Consider the following 19390-nt stretch of genomic DNA (forward strand, 5'->3'; position numbering starts at 1 on the left):
GCGCTTGTTATTGCGGGTTGGCACGGGTGCTGGTGAGCAGGGTCTTCAAGCTGGCCGCCTTGGGCTTGACCAGCCAGAACTTGCGCACGTAGTCATCCAGGTTGTCCAGCAGGTGACGACCCCAGGCGCTGCCGCTCTCCTCGACGTACTCGGCGAGCACGCGCTGCAGGTGAGTGCGGTAGGCTTCCATGGCTTCGTTGTTGATGCGCTGGATTTCCACCAGTTCGTGGTTGACGCGATCGACGAAGCTGTTGTCTTCGTCCAGCACGTAGGCAAAGCCACCGGTCATACCGGAACCGAAGTTGTAGCCGGTCTTGCCCAGTACGCAGACGAAACCGCCAGTCATGTACTCGCAGCAGTGGTCGCCAGTGCCTTCCACGACAGCATGAGCACCGGAGTTACGCACGGCAAAACGCTCGCCGGCGGTCCCTACGGCGAACAGCTTGCCGCCGGTGGCGCCGTACAGACAGGTGTTGCCGATGATGGCCGACTCCTGGCTCTTGAAGGGGCTGCCAGCCGGCGGAACGATCACCAGCTTGCCGCCGGTCATGCCCTTGCCGACGTAGTCGTTGGCGTCGCCTTCCAGGTGCAGGTTCAGACCGCCGGCGTTCCACACACCGAAGCTCTGACCCGCAGTGCCCTTGAAGCGGAAGGTGATCGGGGCGCTGGCCATGCCCTGGTTGCCGTGGGCACGGGCGATTTCGCCCGACACACGCGCACCGATGGAACGGTCGCAGTTGCAGATGTCCAGGGCGAACTCGCCACCGGACTTGTTGGCAATCGCGTCCTTGGTCAGCTCGGCCATCTTCTCGGCCAGCAGGCCCTGATCGAACGGCGGGTTGCGGTCAACTTCACAGAACTGCGGCTTATCCGCCGGAATGTGATCGCTGCCCAGCAACGGAGTCAGGTCGAGGAACTGCTGCTTGTCGGTTTCACCCGGCAGCACTTCAAGCAGATCGGTACGGCCGATCAGCTCGCCCAGACTGCGCACGCCCAGCTTGGCCAGCCACTCGCGGGTTTCCTCGGCGACGTAGGTGAAGAAGTTCATCACCATCTCGACGGTACCGATGAAGTGGTCCTTGCGCAGCTTGTCGTTCTGAGTGGCCACGCCGGTGGCGCAGTTGTTCAGGTGGCAGATACGCAGGTACTTACAGCCCAGGGCGATCATCGGCGCGGTGCCGAAGCCAAAGCTCTCGGCGCCGAGGATGGCGGCCTTGATCACGTCGAGACCGGTCTTCAGACCACCGTCGGTCTGTACCCGCACCTTGCCACGCAGGTCGTTGCCGCGCAGGGTCTGGTGGGTTTCGGCCAGACCGAGTTCCCACGGCGCGCCAGCGTACTTGATCGAGGTGATCGGCGAGGCGCCGGTACCACCGTCGTAACCGGAGATGGTGATCAGGTCGGCATAGGCCTTGGCCACGCCGGCAGCGATGGTGCCGACACCGGCCTCGGCCACCAGCTTGACCGACACCAGCGCCTGCGGATTGACCTGCTTGAGGTCATAGATCAGCTGCGCCAGGTCTTCGATCGAGTAGATGTCGTGGTGCGGCGGCGGCGAAATCAGGGTCACGCCCGGCACCGCGTAACGCAGACGGGCGATCAGCGGATTGACCTTGCCACCCGGCAACTGGCCGCCCTCACCGGGCTTGGCGCCCTGAGCGACCTTGATCTGCAGCACTTCGGCATTGACCAGGTATTCCGGCGTCACGCCGAAACGACCGGTGGCCACCTGCTTGATCTTCGAGCTCTTCACCGTGCCGTAACGGGCTGGGTCTTCACCGCCCTCACCGGAGTTGGAGCGCGCGCCCAGGCGGTTCATCGCCTCGGCGATGGCCTCGTGGGCTTCCGGTGACAGGGCACCGAGGGAAATACCGGCGGAGTCGAAGCGCTTGAGGATCTCCTCGAACGGCTCGACCTCGTCCAGCGACAGCGGCTTGTCCGCCAGCTTGACCTTGAGCAGGTCGCGGATCATCGATACCGGACGGGTATCGACCAGCGCGGAGTATTCCTTGTACTTGGCGTAGTCGCCCTGCTGCACGGCGGCCTGCAGGGTGTTGACCACGTCCGGGTTGTAGGCGTGGTATTCGCCACCGTAGACGAACTTGAGCAGACCGCCCTGCTGGATCGGCTTGCGCGCACTCCAGGCTTCGGCAGCCAGCAGCTTCTGCTCGCTTTCGATATCGACGAAACGCGCCCCCTTGATGCGGCTCGCAACGCCACGGAAGCTCAGCTCGACCACTTCCTCGGACAGGCCGACGGCCTCGAACAGCTGGGCGCCACGGTAGGAGGCGATGGTGGAGATGCCCATCTTCGACAGGATCTTCAGCAGGCCCTTGGCGATACCCTTGCGGTAGTGCTTGAACACTTCGTCCAGATCGCCCAGCACTTCGCCGGTACGAATCAGGTCGGCCAACACTTCGTAGGCTAGGTACGGGTACACCGCGGACGCACCGAAGCCCACCAGCACGGCAAAATGGTGCGGGTCACGGGCGGTGGCGGTCTCGACCAGGATGTTGCAGTCGCAACGCAGCCCCTGCTCGGTCAGGCGATGGTGCACGGCGCCGGTAACCAGTGACGCATGCGCCGGCAGCTTGCCCGGAGCGATGTTGCGGTCGGTCAGCACCAGCAGCGTCTTGCCGGCACGCACGGCCTCTTCGGCCTGATCGGCCATGCTGCGCACGGCAGCCTCCAGGCCCTGCGACTCGTCGTAGTTCATGTCGATGACATGACGTTCGAAGCCGGGGGTCTGCAGATTCATCAGCGCGCGCCACTTGGCCGGCGAGATCACCGGGCTGGTGAGGATCACGCGGCTGGCATGGGCTGGCGACTCTTCGAAGATATTGCGCTCGGCGCCCAGGCAGATTTCCAGGGACATCACGATCGCTTCACGCAGCGGGTCGATCGGCGGGTTGGTCACCTGGGCGAACTGCTGGCGGAAGTAGTCGTAGGTCGAGCGCACGCGCTGCGACAGCACCGCCATTGGCGTGTCGTCGCCCATCGAGCCGACAGCTTCCTGGCCCTGCTCGGCCAGCGGACGCAGCACCTGGTCACGCTCCTCGAAGGTGACCTGGAACATCTTCATGAACTGCTTGAGCTGGTCAGCATCGTAGCTGGCCACGCCCTGGTCATCGTCCAGCGCAGCCTGAATACGCACCGCGCCCTGACGCAGCCACTGCTTGTAGGGGTGGCGCGACTTCAGGCGGTTGTCGATGTCGTCGGTGCTCAGCACCTGGCCGGTTTCGGTGTCCACAGCCAGGATCTGACCCGGGCCGACACGCCCCTTGGCGATCACGTCTTCCGGCTTGTAATCCCACACGCCGATTTCCGACGCCAGGGTGATGTAGCCGTTCTTGGTGGTGACCCAGCGCGCCGGCCGCAGTCCATTACGGTCGAGCAGGCAGACGGCATAGCGACCATCGGTGAGCACGACGCCAGCCGGACCGTCCCAGGGCTCCATGTGCATGGAGTTGTATTCGTAGAACGCGCGCAGGTCGGCGTCCATGGTCTCGACGTTCTGCCAGGCCGGCGGAATGATCATGCGCACGCCGCGGAATAGGTCGATACCGCCGGTGACCATCAGCTCCAGCATGTTGTCCATGCTCGAGGAGTCCGAGCCCACACGGTTGACCAGCGGGCCCAACTCTTCCAGAGCCGGCAGACGGTCATTGCTGAACTTGGTGCGACGCGCCTGCGCCCAGTTGCGGTTACCGGTGATGGTGTTGATTTCACCGTTGTGCGCCAGGAAGCGGAACGGCTGAGCCAGCGGCCACTTCGGCAGGGTGTTGGTGGAGAAGCGCTGGTGGAAGACGCAGATCGCAGTCTGCAGGCGCTCGTCACCCAGATCCGGGTAGAACTGCTGCAGGTCCGCCGGCATCATCAGACCTTTATAGATGATGGTCTTGTGCGAGAAGCTGCAGATGTAGTGCTCGGTGTCTGCGGCGTTGGCTACCGAGGAGCGGCGACGGGCGCAGAACAGCTTGATGGCAAATTCCTGATCGCTCAGGCCTTCACCGCCGATGAATACCTGCTCGATCTGCGGCAGACGCTCAAGTGCCAGACGGCCAAGTACGCTGGTATCGACCGGCACCTTGCGCCAGCCAACCAGCTTGAGACCTTCACGCTCGATCTCGCGGTTCATGTTCGCGCGAGCAGCGTCAGCCTTAGCTGCATCCTGATTGAGGAAGACCATGCCCACGGCGTACTGCTGCGGCAGCTCACAGCCAAACTGTTCTTTGGCGACGGCACGCAGGAAAAGATCCGGCTTCTGGATCAACAGACCGCAACCGTCACCGGTTTTGCCGTCGGCGTTGATGCCGCCGCGGTGGGTCATGCAGGTCAGCGCTTCAATGGCCGTGTTCAGCAAATGGTGACTGGCCTCACCTTCCATGTGGGCGATCAGGCCAAAGCCGCAGTTATCCTTGAACTCATCAGGACGGTACAAACCTGCTCTCATAGGAACTCCCACCAGAAAAATTCCAAATATTTCAAAAACTTACCAAGCGCGCAGGTCGAAGCGCCAGCTTTGCGCAGGCAAAAGGGAGGGCATAATACACACCACGCAGCGTGCGTTACAATTTTTCGTCGCGCAAAAAAGAAACCAAATGTCGCTTTTCCGGAACAACGCGACCCGCAAGCCATGCTATGGCTTGCGGGTCGCTGTTACCTAGCGATTTCTTGCTTGATGCTGGCAAAGCTCTTGGGGAAAGGCTTGCCAGCCTGAAGCTTGGCAGGCATGGACTTGATTGCCGCCTGGGCCGCGGCCCGCGAGGCAAAGCTGCCATAGGTAACCACGTACAGCGCCTGCCCCTGATGGGACTTGCGGTAGTAGTGATACTGACTCCCCTGCTGCCCGACAAAGCTTTTAGCCGCCGACTCAGAACGGGTGCCGAATACCTGCAGGGCAAAATGCGTAGCCGGCTGGCCGGCATACCAAGCAGTCCCCTGCGAAGTCGGCTTGGCTGCAACAGGAGCGGGCTTGACCGGCGCAGGAGCGGCAGGCTTGGCAACCGGTGCCGCTGGCTTTACTGGAGCTGGAGCGGCAGCCACCGGCTTCACGACTGGCGCTACAGCCGGAGCCGGAGCCGGAGCCGGAGCCGGAGCAATCTGAGCGGTCGCTGGCAAGCTTGGCTGCGAAGCAGGTGCAACCGGCGGTGCCATCTGAGACAGATCAGCAACCGGCTCCTCAGCCTCCCCTTCACCCGCCGCCTGTGCCAGCGGTTGACGAATCACCGGCTGCGCCTCACCCACCAAGGGCAAAGGCAGTGGCTGATTCCCCCCCGCAAACTCCACGGCCGGCGCCGCCCCCTCCGATGGAGCCGGCGAATCAGCTGGAATACCTGCCGGCTGTTGCAGAGCCACTTCAGGCGACGAAGCTGGCTGCTCGCTATTACTTTGCATGAACCACGCAGCCGTAACACCAAGCGCCACAACCACCAGCGCCACCAGATGCTTGACCGGCAACTTCAAGCCGGCGCCACCTGCACGGCTACCAGCGCGCTCGGCCAGCATTGACTCGATCATCACATCACGAGCGACCTGATTGACCAGCCCCGGCCAGCCCGAGGACTGCTCGTGGATATCCTCCAACTGCTCGTCACTCAGCAACTCAATGCCCTGACCAGCCCCCTCGAGGCGCTGAGCAAGATATTCACGCATCTCATCCAGCGAATAAGGCTGTAACTCGATGGCATGCACGCACTCTTCACCATTCGCCAGCGACTCCAGACGAGGAACCACAGCAGAACTGGCAAACAGGAATACATGCGGATGTCCGGGACCATCTCCAGCTGCCAGCGCAAGCAATGCCTGCAGGGCCGAGTCATCCAGCAACTCGGCGTCATCAACCAGCAGGTAGACCTCCTGCCCCGTCAGCGAAAGCTGCGCCACCTGAGCCAGAATCGAGCGCAGATCCGCCTGAGCAACTGCTAAGCCCTGAGCGATCTGACGCAATACCGCCGCCGCATCAACACCACCACTGCGCGCCGCAACAACCACGCTTTGCACGGACTGCTTGTTGGTACTGGCCACCAGCGCCTGGCGCAGCAATGTCTTGCCGCTGCCCCGCGGGCCGGTGACGGTCAGCAGCAACTGGCTGTAACGGGCCAGATGATGCAACTGCCCCAGTACAGGCTTGCGCTGCGCCGGGAAAAACTTGAAACCGGGCACGCGCGGAGCAAAAGGATCGTGGCTGAACTGATAGTGGCCGAGGAAAGCCTCATCGGCATGCAAGTTGGTCATCAGACTGCAATCTCTTAGATTTGCGCGGCAATGCGCTGGTAATCGGTTGCCAGAACACTGTCCAGCACGGCACGCGGAAAGTCACCACTGATGACAGCCTCACCCAGCGCAGACAGCAGAACCAGACGCAACTTGCCATTCAGAACTTTCTTGTCGACGGCCATATGCCGCGCAAAATCAGCAGGCGCCATATCGACGGGCGGAGTGATGGGAAGACGAGCGCTGCGCAACAGACGAATCGCACGATCGCGCTGCTCCTGGGTGATACTGCCGAGCTGACAGGACATTTCCAGCGCCATCACCGTTCCGGCCGACACGGCCTCACCATGCAGCCAGACGCCGTAGCCCTGATGAGTCTCGATGGCATGACCAAAGGTATGGCCGAGGTTCAAAATCGCCCGAATCCCGCCTTCACGCTCATCGGCCGACACCACACGCGCCTTGGCAGCACAGGAGCGCTCGATAGCCTCACTCAGAAGTGCCTCATCAAGCGCAAGCAGTCCGGCCATGTGCTGCTCCAGCCAGGCCAGAAATGGCTCATCACAGATAAGCCCATACTTGATCACTTCAGCCAAACCTGCCGACAACTCACGCTCCGGCAAAGTTTTCAGTGTGGCGATATCAATGATCACCGCCTTGGGCTGATAGAACGCCCCGATCATATTCTTGCCAAGCGGGTGATTGATCCCGGTCTTGCCGCCTACCGACGAATCGACTTGAGACAACAGCGTGGTCGGAATCTGAATAAAGTCGACCCCACGCTGATAGCTGGCCGCAGCAAACCCCGTCATATCGCCAATCACGCCACCGCCAAGCGCTATGAGCGTTGTTTTACGGTCATGCCGGGCTTCAAGCAATGCATCAAAAATGCGCTGCAGCACTTCCCAGTTTTTAAATTCCTCGCCATCGGGCAGAACAATCGGCAACACCGTAAAGCCATCAAGCGTGTCGATCAACTGCTGCAGATACAGCGGAGCCACGGTTTCATTGGTCACAATTGCAACCTGCTGACCAGCAATATGCGGAGCAATCAACTCACGCACAGCCAACAGGCCCGAACCGATATGAATGGGATAACTGCGATCGCCAAGATCAACCTGAAGTGTCCGCATGACGCCCCCTAGAAAACGAAGGGGCATAGGATACTCCAGTTTGAAGCCGGCATTAACGGGGAGGAAGTGCGCGAAGCCGCTCGATGATCTCCTGCACCACCATGCGCGGCGGGCGCTCATCGGTTTCAATGATGATGTCCGCGATTTCGCGGTAGAGCGGATCGCGAATAGCCATCAGTTCACGCAGAACTTTTGCCGGATCGTCACGCTGCAGCAACGGACGATTGCGATCTCGGGCAGTACGCTCAATCTGCTGATCCACGGAGGCATGCAGATAAACGACGCGGCCGCCATCACGCAAACTGCGCCGATTTGCCTCGCGCAATACGGCACCACCGCCGGTAGCCAGGACCAGAGCCTCGCCCGCGCTTAGATCGGCAATAACCGCCTGTTCACGCTCACGAAAGCCCTGCTCGCCCTCCACATCGAAAATCCAGGGAATATCCGCGCCTGTGCGCTGTTCAATTTCCTTATCGGAATCCTTGAACGGCAAGCGCAGCTCTTTAGAAAGAAGACGCCCGATGGTGCTCTTACCAGCACCCATCGGGCCAATCAGAACAATGTTATTCACAGAGTTAGCGGGTTACCGCGATAGCCTGGTTATTCATGATTCGCGGCGTGAGGAAAACCAAAAGCTCAGTCTTGCTGTCCTTTACAACATCGTGACTGAACAGGCGACCCAAGTAAGGCAGATCCCCTAAGAATGGCACCTTGTCCACCGACTTGGTCTGTGTATTGGAGAATACACCACCGATAACAATTGTTTCGCCGTCAGAGGCTAGCACCTTGGCATTGACTTCATTCTTCTTGATGGGCGGCGCACCAGTAGCACTCACACGAGAGAAGTCAGGCTCATCCTTGGTGACTTTAACTTCCATGATAATACGATTATCAGGAGTGATCTGCGGAGTTACCTCAAGCGACAGTGTAGCCTCCTTGAAGGAGGTAGAGGTTGCACCACTAGAACTAGCTTCCTGATAAGGGATCTCAGTACCTTTGGCAATTTTTGCTGTTTCCTTGTCAGAGGTTACGACCTTGGGCTGGGAAATCACTTCACCATTCCCTGTCTTCTCCATAGCTGAGAGTTCAAGATCCAAGATTGTATTATCAGTAATGAACCCCAGATTTATGCCAGAAGTAGCACCTGCAGCACCTAGATCAGTGAAGGTGCCCGCATCGATTTCCAGGGGATCAGAATTTTTGACCAAGCTATTCGAGCCACCAACAACCCAGTTATTATCGCCAACTCCCACACCGCGCCACTCAACGCCAAGCTCTTTATCGAAGTCCACATTCGCCTCGACAATCCTAGCCTCGATCATAACCTGCCGAACTGGAATATCCAGCTGGGCAACGATACGACGTAACTCATCAAGCTTATCTTGGGTCTGATACGCGATAATGCTGTTAGTTCGATCATCGACAGTAATTGAGCCACGCTCTTCGGTCGCTTCCTCTGCACTGGTTACCGACTGAAACAGCTTAGCTATATCAGAGGCCTTAGCGTAGTTCACCTGTATGAGCTCACGCTTCAGCGGGGCTAATTCCGCAATTTGCTTTTGCGACTCCAACTCCTGACGCTCACGCGCTGCAATTTCATCGGCTGGCGCCACCAAAAGCACATTACCGACTTTACGCTTATCCAACCCTTTAGTTTTCAGAACCAAGTCAAGAGCCTGATCCCAAGGCACATTCTGTAAGCGCAAGGTGATATTGCCTTGCACCGTATCACTCGCCACCAGGTTCAAATCCGTAAAATCGGCGATCAACTGCAATACAGAGCGAACATCAATATCCTGAAAGTTCAGAGAAAGCTTCTCCCCCGAGTAGGCAAATCGCTCTGCCTTTTTCTTCTCAACATCACCCTGACTAAGCGGCTTGATACTGATAGTCAACTTATCCTCAGCCTGATAGGCGAGATAGTCGTAATAGCCACTAGGCTCAATAACCACACTGGCCTTATCTGCAGAAGCACTCGCATTTACGAACTGAACAGGAGTAGCAAAATCCTTAACATCCAAGCGCACACGCAAAGACTCAGGCAACTGAGTTTTAGCAAACTCAAGACGAATCTTACCGCCTTGCTCCTGAATATCCGGACTCACCGAGGGGTCAGAGAGCTGAATAACAACATTCCCCTCCCCCTGTTCACCGCGCTGAAAGTCAATATTACTGATGGCGCGACCAACCGGAACATATGACTTGGAAACCGATTTTGAAGCCGCAGTCCCCGCAACAGAAGTTGGCGCAACGGCCACGGCTGCCGACGGCGTCCCGCCAACCAAAACAAAAAGATTATTCCCATCAACCCGCGTGTTATAAGGCGCCAAATTAGTCAAATTGATAATTAAACGAGTGCGATCCTTAGCTTCAACAACGGTCACACTGCGCGCATTACCAACCCCCAGTTCGCGATTCTTCGTAGCCAAGGCACTGTCAACCCCCGGCAGGTCCAGCGCAATGCGAGCCGGTTGTTCAATCGTGTATCCACGCGGCGCAGTAACCGGCTCGTCAAATGTAAGCTTCAGCTCTACACGATCACCTGGCAGTGAGGCCACATCCAATCCCTGCAGTGTAGTAGCAAGAACAGCGGGACTGACCAGCAGGGCCAAAAGAGAAATTCCGAAACGTGACAGTGAGCTGTTCATGGACTGATTCCACTTGGCAGACAAATAGTTATTTTTAATTTTCAGCTTGGTCATTTAAGCGCGCTCCTTCAACGGCAAAGTTCTAGGGCGCTCCAACCACCCCCCCTCACCATCAGGGACAATTTCCATGACATCAATTTTCGACTCATCAATCGTCATTATTTTGCCGTGATTGCGCCCCAAGTAATCACCTGCCCGCACTCGATGCACGCCGCCCGCCCCCTTGACCAAGGCATAAGCTCCTGCCTCATTCTTGAGAGTGCCGACCATTTCAAAGGTCTCGATATTGAAACCTTCCAAGAACTGCTTAACCCTTGTTTCATCAGGCTTTATTTCCTTCGAGCCCTTTTCACGCTGAACAAGATCAATCTTGATTGGCGGTTGAAACGGGCTACGCAGGGCTGCAGCGTTGTAAGTAAAAGCCTCATACGCTTGGAATTTTGGGAGCGGTTCGATTGCCCCTTTAGGCTTGGCTTTGACGTCGGCCATGAAACTTTGCAAGTCTGCAAAGTCACTATTCGAATCACACCCAACCAGCAGAGCGCAAAATGCTATTGGAAACCATGAGAGCTTCATTTTTTCTTAAGCTCCTTATTACCTGCCGACAAGCCTTTGTCGTTATAGCGATATGTTTTTGCCAGTATGGACATAGCCAATCGCGAGCTTCCAGCCTCAGCGGTCACTGGTTTAACTTCAAAATCATGAAGCGTGACAATTCGAGGAAGACTAGCCACCCCACTAACAAACGTAGCCAAGTCGTGGTAGCTGCCAACTACGGATATTTTTATCGGAAGCTCAATATAGAACTGCTGAGCGACCTCAGGCTGCAACTTGATTTCAGAAAACTCCAAGCCACTTCCAAGCCCTGTCCGCGTGATGTCCTCAAGCAAACCAGGAACCTCGGTATCACTCGGTAACTGCCGCAACAAAGCTCCGAACGACTCCTCCATCTCGGCCATCTGAACCTTGTATGCTTCAAGGTTTGCCGCCTGGAATGCCTTGGTAGAAAACTGCTGCTTCAGCGTTGCCTCTTGCGCACGCTGCTGATCCAACTGAAGTTGCAAATCACCAAGATAGAAGTAATAGCCCAAACCAAGAACCGCTGCTAAGAGAATGACACAAGTCAAAAACTTGATCGGAACCGGCCAAGAGCCAAGATTATTGACATCAAGATCATTGATATCGATCTTGCGCAGAGACTCAAGGGAGTCAGAAAGACTCATTTCTTTATACCTCCGGCCTTAGGCTCTTCTTCTACCGCAGGCTGAGTCTGCTGAACCGTGAGCAAAAAAACGTTTGCCTGATCCACAGCTCCTGCCGTCACTGCCTTGACCTCGGACAAATTTGGCAACTCTAGCCACTCGGAAGCATCCAGATTACGCATTAAGTTGGATACTCGGTTATTTGACTCGGCGGCACCAGCAATAGTGATGGTCTTTCCAGCCATTTTCACGCTTGAGAAATACACACCATCAGGCAGCGTACGAACCAACTGGTCAAATACACGACCGATCACTGGCCGGTTACCCTGCAAGTCTTGGATGATCTTCATCCGCTCTAGCAACTGCTCTTTTTTAGTTTTCAGCTCACTGATTTCCTTGATGCGCGCATCCAGAACGGCAATCTCTTTACGCACAAACTCATTCCGAGCCATCTGAGTTTCAATTTGTGCATTCAGGTATTGCGCAGCCAGGAAGAGCAGACCAGCACCAAGGCCGATGAAAACTACCATTGCCACAAGAAAGCGCTGCTTGCGCTCCTCGCGTAATTGCTCGCGCCAAGGTAAGAGGTTAATCCGTGCCATTAGTCGAAACTCCTCATTGCCAAACCGCAGGCAATCATCAAGGACGGCGCATCACTGGCCAATGCACCCGCATTCACCTTGCCACTCAATGCCATGTCGGCAAACGGATTAGCCACCAAGGTAGGAGTACCGATTTTCTGCTGAATGAGTCGATCCAGATCCGCAATGGATGCTGTACCACCGGCGAGAAGAATGTAATCAACCTCATTGAACTGTCCCGCCGCAAAGAAAAACTGCAGAGAGCGGGAAACCTGCTGCACCACAGCATCTTTAAATGGCTGCAATACTTCGGACTCGTAATCATCCGGAAGACCGCCCTGTTTCTTGGCAAGACCTGCCTCTTCGACCGACAGACCGTAGCGGCGCTGAATCTCCTCTGTCAGTTGACGACCACCAAACAGCTGTTCGCGTGTGTAGATCGTCTTGCCACCATGCAAAACACTCAGCGTGGTCATGGTCGCGCCTACGTCAACCACAGCTACAGTCAGATCATCCTGACCAGCACCCAACTGCGGCAGCATCAACGAATAGGCCCGCTCGAGCGCGTATGCCTCGACGTCGACAACCTTGGCAGTCAGCCCCGCGAGCGCCAACGCCGCCTCACGAACCTCAACGTTTTCCTTGCGGCACGCGGCCAGTAGCACCTCGACGCGCTCAGGATTTCTCGCGGAAACACCCTGCACTTCGAAGTCGATCGCTACTTCTTCAAGAGGATAGGGAATGTATTGGTCAGCCTCGATCTTCAGCTGATTCTCCAATTCATCATCGGAGAGGCCAGCTTCCATTTCGATCGTTTTAGTAATGACCGCAGAACCAGCAACCGCCACTGCAACCATGCGTGCGCTGGTCTTCGCCTTAGCGAGGACTCGTGTCAACGCCTGCCCCACGCCCTCCAGCTCGGCGATGTTCTTTTCCACGACAGCATTTGGGGGGAGCGGCTCGACGGCGTAGGCCTCCACTTTATAGCGGCTACCTGAGCGACTCAGTTCAAGGAGCTTGACCGAGGTCGAACTGATATCGATCCCCAGCAGCGTGTTCGCTTTCTTATTGAGCCCTAGCACGACCGATTTCCTATCAGCATCCGTAACTTACGGACGATTTATGTTTTTCCACATTAAATAACAGTCTTGACAGAAGCGCAAATGGCTACCCAGGAAAAAAAACGCTTATAATGTGAACAGCTTTTCCCTTTCAGCCCCGCCTTCCTCATAACCCATTCTTTTAACTGGAAATCCAATAGCCTTGATGCGCTTGTTGAAGCTTTTCTGGTGGTCCGGCGTTGCCATTTTTTGTGGCTTGCTACTCAGTTTGAGCGGTACCTACCTTTATCTTAGTCCCGGCTTGCCATCCGTCGAGTCGCTACGCACGATCAAACTGCAGATCCCCCTCAGGGTGTACAGCCAGGATGGCAAGCTGATTGCCGAGTTTGGTGAAATGCGGCGCTCGCCCATTAGTTTCCAGCAGATTCCCAGCGATTTCACCAACGCCATCCTGGCAGCTGAAGACGATAACTTCGCCAACCATTATGGTGTCGACCCAAGCAGCTTGATGCGTGCTGCCACGCAAATTTTGCAAAGCGGGCAGATTCAGAGCGGTGGCAGCACCATCACCATGCAGGTAGCGAAGAATTTCTTCCTGACACCCGAGCGAAGCTTCTCACGCAAGCTCACCGAAATCCTGCTGGCTTTGCAGATCGAGCGCCAACTGAGCAAGGACGAAATCCTTGAGCTCTATATCAACAAAATCTACCTCGGCAATCGCGCCTATGGCATTGAGGCCGCCGCCCAGGTCTACTACGGCAAAAGCATCAACCAGCTCAGCCTAGCCCAGTTGGCCATGATCGCCGGACTGCCCAAGGCGCCCTCGCGCTTCAACCCGCTGATCAACCCGCAGCGCAGCAAAGAGCGTCGCGACTGGATTCTTGGTCGCATGCTGAAACTAGGCAAAATTGACCAAGCTCGCTACCAGGCTGCACTCGCAGAGCCCATCGAAGTTACTCATCACGTTGCCACTCCTGAACTGCAAGCCCCTTACATTGCCGAGATGGCCCGCGCGGAAATGGTCGGACGCTATGGCAGCGATGCCTACACCGAAGGCTTTTCGGTGATCACGACCACACCCAGCCAGCTGCAGACGGCAGCCACGCACGCGGTGCAATCAGGCCTGATCGAATACGATCAGCGTCATGGTTACCGAGGACCCGAGGCCCGCTTTCCCGGCATGACGCCACAAAGCTGGATGCAGGAACTCCTCAAACAGAAGACACTGGGGATCCTCGAACCAGCCATTGTCACCCAGGTTGAAAAGAGCGGACTGCTTGTACTCACCCGCTCCGGGCAAGAAGAAAGCATCAGCTGGGACAGCATGAAATGGGCACGCCCCTTTCTGAATACCAACAGCCTCGGAGCGCGCCCACAGAACCCGAGCAACGTCGCCACCATTGGCGACCTGATTCGCGTCGAGCGCATGCCGGATGGCAGCCTGACCTTCCGCCAGCTTCCCGCCGCGCAAAGCGCTCTGGTGTCGCTAGACCCTAACAACGGTGCCATTCGCGCCCTGGTCGGCGGCTTCTCCTTTGAGCAGAGCAACTACAACCGCGCCGCCCAAGCCAAACGACAACCTGGCTCCAGCTTCAAGCCCTTCATTTATGCAGCCGCACTTGATAATGGCTTCACCGCTGCCAGCTTGGTCAACGACGCACCCATAGTGTTCCAGGAAGCAGGCATGGAAGAAGCCTGGCGTCCGAAGAACGACAACAACACCTTTCTTGGCCCGATTCGCCTGCGTGAAGCACTGTACAAGTCACGCAACCTGGTGTCGATTCGCCTACTGCAAACCATCGGCATCGACTATGCGCTCAACTACGCCACCCGCTTCGGCTTCAAGCGCGACGAACTGCCACGCAATCTCTCCCTTGCCCTGGGCACCGCCACGCTCACACCGCTGGAAATTGCCACTGGCTGGAGCGTTCTTGCCAATGGTGGCTACCGCGTTTCACCATACCTAATTGAGCAGATCAGCGACCGAACCGGCAACGTAGTTTTCCGCGCCAACCCGGCCAGTGTGCCATCAACAGCCCCCCCCACAGAAGCCGACGCCACTGACTTGGCTACCGACAGCACGACTGCCGAAACCAAGCCTGCGGAGCATGTCGTTGACGAGCGCACGACGTACATCATGACCTCAATGCTGCAGGATGTTATCCGGCGCGGCACTGGGCGTCGCGCACTCGCCATGGGGCGAAGTGATCTTGCTGGCAAGACAGGCACTACCAACGAGTCCAAGGACAGCTGGTTCTCTGGCTACAATGCCGACTATGTAACGACCGTCTGGGCAGGCTTCGATCAGCCAGAAAGCCTCGGCCGCACCGAATACGGCGGCACCGTTGCTCTGCCGATCTGGATGAGCTACATGAGCGCTGCCCTCAAGGACAAGCCGGAACACCTTCAGCCAGAACCAGCTGGCATACTCAGTCTTCGCATTGACCCACAGAGCGGCCGCGCAGCCACCCCAGGCGCCAACGATGCCTATTTCGAGGTATTCAAGAGCGAAGACACACCGCCGCCGACCAGTGAAGTGGATGGCTTTGGCAGCATTCCCGGCAGCCCCCTTCCGGAAGACGAAAGCGGCAGCGCCCCAATGGATCTGTTCTGACTCACAAGCGTCAATAAAAAGCCCCGCCGAAGCGGGGCTTTTTATTGAGCAGTCCAATCAGCCGTTGAACACGTCGTTAACAGACTGCAGCGGGTAATGCTTCGGGTACGGCAAGGTCGCCACACCACTATCGATCGCCGCTTTGGCCACCGCATCGCAAACCACGGTGATCAAGCGTGCATCCATCGGTTTCGGAATGATGTACTCACGCCCAAAGTTCAGGGCGATGCCGCCATAGGCATCGCAGACTTCCTGCGGAACCGGCAGTTTGGCCAGCTCGCGCAGCGCGTGGGCAGCGGCAATTTTCATCTCTTCGTTGATGCGCGTCGCACGTACGTCGAGAGCGCCACGAAAGATGAAGGGGAAGCCCAGCACGTTGTTGACCTGGTTCGGGTAATCCGAACGACCGGTCGCCATGATCACATCCGGGCGCGCTTCACGCGCCAGTTCCGGCTTGATTTCCGGATCCGGGTTGGAACAGGCGAAGACGATCGGATCACGCGCCATGCGTTTGAGATCATCGGCACTGAGCAGGTTGGCGCCCGACAGGCCAACGAATACGTCAGCACCATCCAGCGCCTCGGACAGAGTGCGCTTGTCGGTCTCGTGTGCGAACACGGCCTTGTACTGGTTGAGGTCGTCACGCTTGGAGTGAATGACACCCTTGCGGTCGATCATGAAGATGTTTTCAACCCTGGCGCCCATGCTCACCAGCAGCTTCATGCAGGAGATCGCAGCAGCACCCGCGCCGAGGCAGACAATCTTGGCTTCCGGCAGCGTCTTGCCGGTGATTTCGAGAGCGTTGAGCATGCCGGCAGCCGTGACAATGGCAGTACCGTGCTGATCATCGTGGAACACCGGAATGTCGCACTGCTCGATCAGCGCGCGCTCGATCTCAAAGCACTCGGGCGCCTTGATATCTTCGAGGTTGATGCCACCGAACGTTATGGAGATACGCTTGACGGTATCGATGAACGCCTGCGGGCTCTCGGCGTCGACTTCGATATCGAACACGTCGATACCAGCGAAGCGCTTGAACAGCACGCCCTTGCCTTCCATCACCGGCTTGGAGGCCAGCGGACCCAGGTTACCGAGACCGAGAATGGCGGTGCCGTCAGAAATCACGGCCACCAGATTGCCCTTGCCGGTATAGCGATAGGCCAGCTCAGGATCACGCGCGATCTCACGCACAGGCTCGGCCACACCAGGGCTGTAGGCCAGCGACAGGTCGCGGGCAGTCGCCGTCGGCTTGGTCAGCTCAACGCTGAGTTTTCCGGGACGAGGATTGGCGTGGTATTCAAGCGCGGCGGTTTTCAGATCGGACATGTTCGCTATTCCGCTAGGTGATGTACAACAGGGGCTGGGAGCATACGGCAAAGCCGCCCGCAGCCTCAAGGTCAATCCCCAGAAAGGCTAGTCAAGAATCTTCAGCCATTCGCCGTTTTTGGCCTGCCCGTCCGGGTACAGGCCATTGAGCAGACGCAAGCGTGCAATCGCCTCGTCAGGCTTGCTGCTCTTGCCAATGAAGTCTCGCAACTGCTGACCCGCCTGCAGCTTGACCAGCTTAAGCCGGCGAGGCTCGGCCAGTTTGCGCTCGTCGGCACGCAGCGGCCGGAAGCTCTTGATGACCTGCATGAACGCATCGTCCCAGACCTGCAGCGAACCCTCGCGGACCACGCCGATGAACTGGTAGGCGTGCCGGCCACGCATCACCACCGCCACACGGCGGGATGGGCGCCCCGGCAGAATGCCGACCACCCCGTCCTGCCCCGACAGCGGCAGCTGCTCACGCACCTGCCCGCCCGCCTTGCGCTGCAGGAACTCGGCAGCCGACTCACCCTCGCGAGCATCGCCCAGCGTCATGGCCAGCAGCGCCTGCTCATCGGGGGACTGCCCGAGCAGCACGTCGGGACGATTGTCCAGGGCCCAGCCCTGCGGATAGCGCAGCGTGAAGTTGAGATCACGGTGGTAGAACGCCGACCCGCGCCGCACACCGGTATCCGCCGAATCTCCGAAGGGCAGGCCCTGAATACGCTGCAAATACTCATCGCGCCGAGCCTCCTGACCACTACCCACCGCCAGCGCACTGGCCGGTCCGACTACCTGCTGCAGGCGCGTATCGTGATCGGGGTGCGTATCAAACAGGCCGTGATAGCTGGACGGCGGTTCGGCCTGCCCCTTGGCGCGCGCCTGATCGCGGGCGAAATCGCTCTGCGCCTTGAGCACCTTGACCACCTCGATCATCGCGCGCGGATCGTAGCCACTGCGCGCCAGGTACTGGGCTCCGAGCCCATCGGCCTCCAGCTCCATATCACGGCCATAGCCGCTGACCACCGCACCGCCCAGCACATTGGTGATATCCGCCGCAGCCCCCACACCTGTCCCGATCGCGACGGCCTGCCCGAGAATGCCCCAGGCGGTGGACTGACTCTGCTGGCGCACACTGTGGCGCGCCGTGACATGCCCGACTTCGTGGCCGAGCACAGCCGCCAGCTCGGCCTCGGAATTGAGATAGGCCATCAGTCCGCGGTGAATGTAGATGTAACCGCCCGGCAAGGCGAAGGCGTTGATATCCGGAGAGTCGACCACGGTAAAGCGATAGGCCAGGTTGCTGCGGTGACTGTAACGAGCCACGCGTTCACCCACCTGCTGCACATAGGTCTGCAGCGCCTCGTCGGGGTAGCGCGGGTACTGTTTGGCGATTTCCTGGTTGTACTCACGCCCCATGGCGAGCTCCTGCTGCTCGCTCATCATCACGAAGTCGCTACGCCCGGTTGCCGGATTGACCGCACACCCAACCAGCGACTGCAACAACACCAGGAGACAGACGAGTCCCAACGCTTTCATGGTTGCACCTCCAGCATCCGCGGATGCGATATCTGCAGCAGCCAGCGCGCTTGCCCAGGCTTGAGCCCACCGCGACGCGCCCGATCAATCGCCCAGCCACGTACCTCAATCTCGCGCCCAGTCAGCGCCTCAAGGTCAGCGGCAGCGAAATGCTTCAACTGCTTGCCCGGCACCTGAATCACCAGCGGCCCGACCATTTCCAGCCACAGCCCGCCGCGATTGCGATCAACGCGCTCGACCTTTCCCTGAAGCAGGGCAAAACCACCCTGGGCCAACTGACTGGCCTGTCGTTGCGGACTGCTGCGCCATACACCAACACGCGAGGCACGCGCCTGCTGTTCAGCCTGCGCCTGGCAATCGGCGAGCGCCACATTGGGCGCCAGCGCCACCATGAAGCCCAGCCCCTCGGCGAGCAATTGCTCCTCGAGATTACGGCCACGGGCATCGAAGGCATGCGCCAGCACTCGCCCGTAGTGATCTCGCGCCTGCTGGCCATTGACCAGACGCACACGCTGCCCGCTATGCCTGAGCAGCTCAGCCAGGCGCTGCTGCGCCTTCTGCGCCAGCGGCTCGGCAGGGCGGCCATGATGAGCCAGTTCCGGCGCATTCACGCCGATCAGGCGCACGCTGCGGCCATCCACCAGCTTGAGCGTATCGCCATCCACCGCACGCTCGACGCGCGCCTCCTGACCAGCAGAAGGCTCCAGGCAGACAGCTGCTGCCGCCCCCAGCCAAATCGCAGAAACGAAAAAGGCGCCCACCAGGGACGCCTTTTTCAGCAGCACGGAACAACCCATAAGGTTGCTGCCTTCAGCCCAATTACTTGGTGCCGAACACGCCGAAACGCTGCTTGAAGCGGTCGATACGGCCGCCGGTATCCAGAACTTTCTGCTTACCGGTGTAGAACGGGTGGCACTCGGCGCACACGTCGAGGCTCAGATCCTTGCACAGGGTGGAACGGGTCTTGACCACGTTACCGCAGCTGCAGGTAGCAGTGATTTCGTCGTACTTCGGATGGATGTCCGCTTTCATGATGATTCCTCAGGGCGTGGTGTGCCGCCACCTGGAGTCGTTTCCAGGCACCGCAC

At 58.3% G+C, this 19390-nt stretch carries 14 protein-coding genes; 1 reads left to right on the forward strand and 13 read right to left on the reverse strand.

The annotated features are described in order from the left end of the window. Positions 1-7: 7 nt before the first annotated feature. The 9 genes from gltB to HNP49_RS01975 all read right to left on the reverse strand — a co-directional run bounded on the left by gltB (position 8) and on the right by HNP49_RS01975 (position 12862). Complete coding sequence (gltB, locus tag HNP49_RS01935) at positions 8-4453, reverse strand: glutamate synthase large subunit (protein ID WP_184680148.1); 4446 nt, start codon at positions 4451-4453, stop codon at positions 8-10. 206 nt (positions 4454-4659) lie between these two features. Beyond that, a complete protein-coding gene (locus HNP49_RS01940) occupies positions 4660-6237 on the reverse strand; it encodes an AAA family ATPase (protein WP_184680149.1) in 1578 nt (525 codons plus the stop codon). A 14-nt stretch (positions 6238-6251) separates the two neighbouring features. Continuing rightward, positions 6252-7349 (reverse strand): 3-dehydroquinate synthase, encoded by a 1098-nt coding sequence (gene aroB, locus HNP49_RS01945; protein ID WP_184681139.1) that lies wholly within the window; start codon positions 7347-7349, stop codon positions 6252-6254. 52 nt (positions 7350-7401) lie between these two features. Next, on the reverse strand, positions 7402-7920 hold the full coding sequence (gene aroK / locus HNP49_RS01950) for a shikimate kinase AroK (protein ID WP_184680151.1): 519 nt from the start codon (positions 7918-7920) through the stop codon (positions 7402-7404). A 4-nt stretch (positions 7921-7924) separates the two neighbouring features. Next, positions 7925-9997 carry a type IV pilus secretin PilQ gene (gene pilQ, locus HNP49_RS01955; protein WP_184681141.1) on the reverse strand — a complete coding sequence of 691 codons (2073 nt, stop codon included), beginning with the start codon at positions 9995-9997 and terminating at the stop codon, positions 7925-7927. 54 nt (positions 9998-10051) lie between these two features. After that, on the reverse strand, positions 10052-10573 hold the full coding sequence (pilP, locus tag HNP49_RS01960; protein ID WP_184680153.1) for a type 4a pilus biogenesis lipoprotein PilP: 522 nt from the start codon (positions 10571-10573) through the stop codon (positions 10052-10054). Further along, positions 10570-11220 carry a type 4a pilus biogenesis protein PilO gene (gene pilO / locus HNP49_RS01965; protein WP_184680155.1) on the reverse strand — a complete coding sequence of 217 codons (651 nt, stop codon included), beginning with the start codon at positions 11218-11220 and terminating at the stop codon, positions 10570-10572. The genes pilP and pilO overlap by 4 nt, the downstream gene beginning before the upstream one ends. Beyond that, positions 11217-11801: a PilN domain-containing protein gene (locus HNP49_RS01970; RefSeq protein WP_184680157.1), complete on the reverse strand. Its 585-nt coding sequence runs from the start codon at positions 11799-11801 to the stop codon at positions 11217-11219. Before HNP49_RS01970 ends, pilO begins: the two co-directional genes overlap by 4 nt. Continuing rightward, positions 11801-12862 (reverse strand): pilus assembly protein PilM, encoded by a 1062-nt coding sequence (locus tag HNP49_RS01975; RefSeq protein WP_184680159.1) that lies wholly within the window; start codon positions 12860-12862, stop codon positions 11801-11803. The genes HNP49_RS01970 and HNP49_RS01975 overlap by 1 nt, the downstream gene beginning before the upstream one ends. A 181-nt stretch (positions 12863-13043) precedes the next feature. On the opposite strand from HNP49_RS01975, the gene HNP49_RS01980 reads away from it, so the two are divergent. Then, entirely contained in the window at positions 13044-15455 is a 2412-nt protein-coding gene (locus tag HNP49_RS01980; RefSeq protein ID WP_184680161.1) for a penicillin-binding protein 1A, read from the forward strand. A gap of 57 nt (positions 15456-15512) precedes the next feature. Here the strand turns inward: HNP49_RS01980 and HNP49_RS01985 are convergent, their stop codons facing one another. From HNP49_RS01985 to rpmE, 4 genes are all read right to left on the reverse strand, one after another. After that, positions 15513-16781, reverse strand: a complete 1269-nt coding sequence (locus HNP49_RS01985) for a malic enzyme-like NAD(P)-binding protein (protein WP_184680163.1) — start codon at positions 16779-16781, stop codon at positions 15513-15515. A gap of 87 nt (positions 16782-16868) precedes the next feature. Then, entirely contained in the window at positions 16869-18302 is a 1434-nt protein-coding gene (locus tag HNP49_RS01990) for a M48 family metalloprotease (protein WP_184680165.1), read from the reverse strand. Next, on the reverse strand, positions 18299-19099 hold the full coding sequence (locus HNP49_RS01995) for a thermonuclease family protein (RefSeq protein ID WP_184680166.1): 801 nt from the start codon (positions 19097-19099) through the stop codon (positions 18299-18301). Before HNP49_RS01995 ends, HNP49_RS01990 begins: the two co-directional genes overlap by 4 nt. 22 nt (positions 19100-19121) lie before the next feature. After that, a complete protein-coding gene (rpmE, locus tag HNP49_RS02000; protein ID WP_184680168.1) occupies positions 19122-19334 on the reverse strand; it encodes a 50S ribosomal protein L31 in 213 nt (70 codons plus the stop codon). Positions 19335-19390: the final 56 nt, after the last annotated feature.

The sequence above is a fragment of the Pseudomonas fluvialis genome (assembly GCF_014207935.1).
Classification (GTDB): Bacteria; Pseudomonadota; Gammaproteobacteria; order Pseudomonadales; family Pseudomonadaceae; genus Aquipseudomonas; species Aquipseudomonas fluvialis_A.